The organism is Vibrio sp. Vb0937 (assembly GCF_033338855.1).
Genome location: NZ_JAWOTK010000231.1, coordinates 1 through 1322 on the forward strand (window position 1 = coordinate 1; position 1322 = coordinate 1322).

General features: G+C 44.8%; 3 protein-coding genes. All 3 read right to left on the reverse strand.

The genetic code is table 11. The features are described from left to right. On the reverse strand, positions 1 to 126 hold a 126-nt coding region (locus R7P67_RS24675; RefSeq protein ID WP_318086301.1), incomplete at its 3' end, for a recombination protein O N-terminal domain-containing protein. Positions 127 to 247: 121 nt separating this feature from the next. Further along, positions 248 to 1210 (reverse strand): GTPase Era, encoded by a 963-nt coding sequence (gene era, locus R7P67_RS24680; protein WP_318086300.1) that lies wholly within the window; start codon positions 1208 to 1210, stop codon positions 248 to 250. After that, a partial coding sequence (locus R7P67_RS24685; protein ID WP_318086302.1) for a putative dsRNA-binding protein occupies positions 1203 to 1322 on the reverse strand: 120 nt, incomplete at its 5' end. The genes R7P67_RS24685 and era, both read right to left, overlap by 8 nt.

Below are 1322 nucleotides of genomic sequence, written 5' to 3' on the forward strand. Positions count from 1 at the left end.
CTTGGCCATTAACGTGATACGACCATATTCCTCGCTAAATACATCAAGGATTAAGCTCGATTCACTGTAAGGGCGTCGGTGCAGGACAAAGCAGCGTTGAAAACCTTCTGCGGATAAGTTGCTCATCTAAATCTGTGTGCCTAAAAATCTAATGCCAGAATAGTAAAAAATAAGGAGCCATGCGGCTCCTTATTTTAATCGATATTGGATTCTACTTAATATTGAAACGAAGTGCTCTCGCCTCAAATTATAGATCGTCGATGTAACCCAGTGAGCGTAGTGCACGTTCGTCATCTGCCCAACCAGACTTCTCTTTCACCCAAGTCTCTAGATAAACTTTACGACCGAACAACTCTTCCATATCCAGACGTGCTTCACGACCAATGGTTTTGATCTTCTCGCCGCCTTTACCAATAACCATCTTCTTCTGACCATTACGTTCAACAAGAATCAACGCATTGATATGGAAACCGTCCGTTTCTGGGTTGTAATCGAAACGCTCAATCTCAACCGTTACAGAATATGGCAATTCATCACCAGTAAAGCGCATTAGCTTTTCACGTACGATTTCTGAAGCCATGAAACGCTGAGAGCGATCCGTTACGTATTCTTCAGGGAAGTGATGCGTCGCTTTCGGCAGGTGATTACGTACGTGCTTGCGCAATACATCAATGTTCTTACCTTGCTTCGCAGAGATTGGCACTACATCGACAAAGTCCATTTTTTTAGACATTTCAGCCATGTGTAGCATCACTTCATTACGATCTTGCACGTTATCGACTTTGTTAACACAAAGTACAACAGGGAAGTTCGATTTCTGAAGCTTGGTCAACACCATCTCGTCGTCTTTAGTCCAATGGGTACCATCAACCAAGAAGAAAACTAGGTTCACGTCACTCAACGATGAGTTTGCAGCGCGGTTCATCAAACGGTTGATTGCACGTTTTTCTTCAATGTGAAGTCCTGGAGTATCAACGTAAATCGCTTGGTAATCGCCATCTGTGTCGACGCCCATGATACGGTGACGCGTCGTTTGTGGCTTACGTGACGTGATCGAAATCTTCTGACCTAGAATTTTGTTCAGAAGCGTCGATTTACCCACGTTAGGACGACCAACAATGGCAATGAAACCACAATGCTGGTTTTCCGGTGAGCTCACCTCACCATGTGATGCGAAAAACGCATCGATATCGAATTCGTTATCAGCCATTAGTTAATTGCTCTAGTGCTGTTTCTGCTGCCGCCTGTTCTGCCTTGCGGCGGCTGGTGCCTTTACCGATTACAGGCTTATCCACACCTGCTACTTCGCACTCAACCGTGAA

Excerpts from the sequence above, each read along its gene's own strand:
- era (WP_318086300.1), bottom strand. The coding sequence starts at position 1,210 with ATGGCTGATAACGAATTCGATATCGATGCGTTTTTCGCATCACATGGT.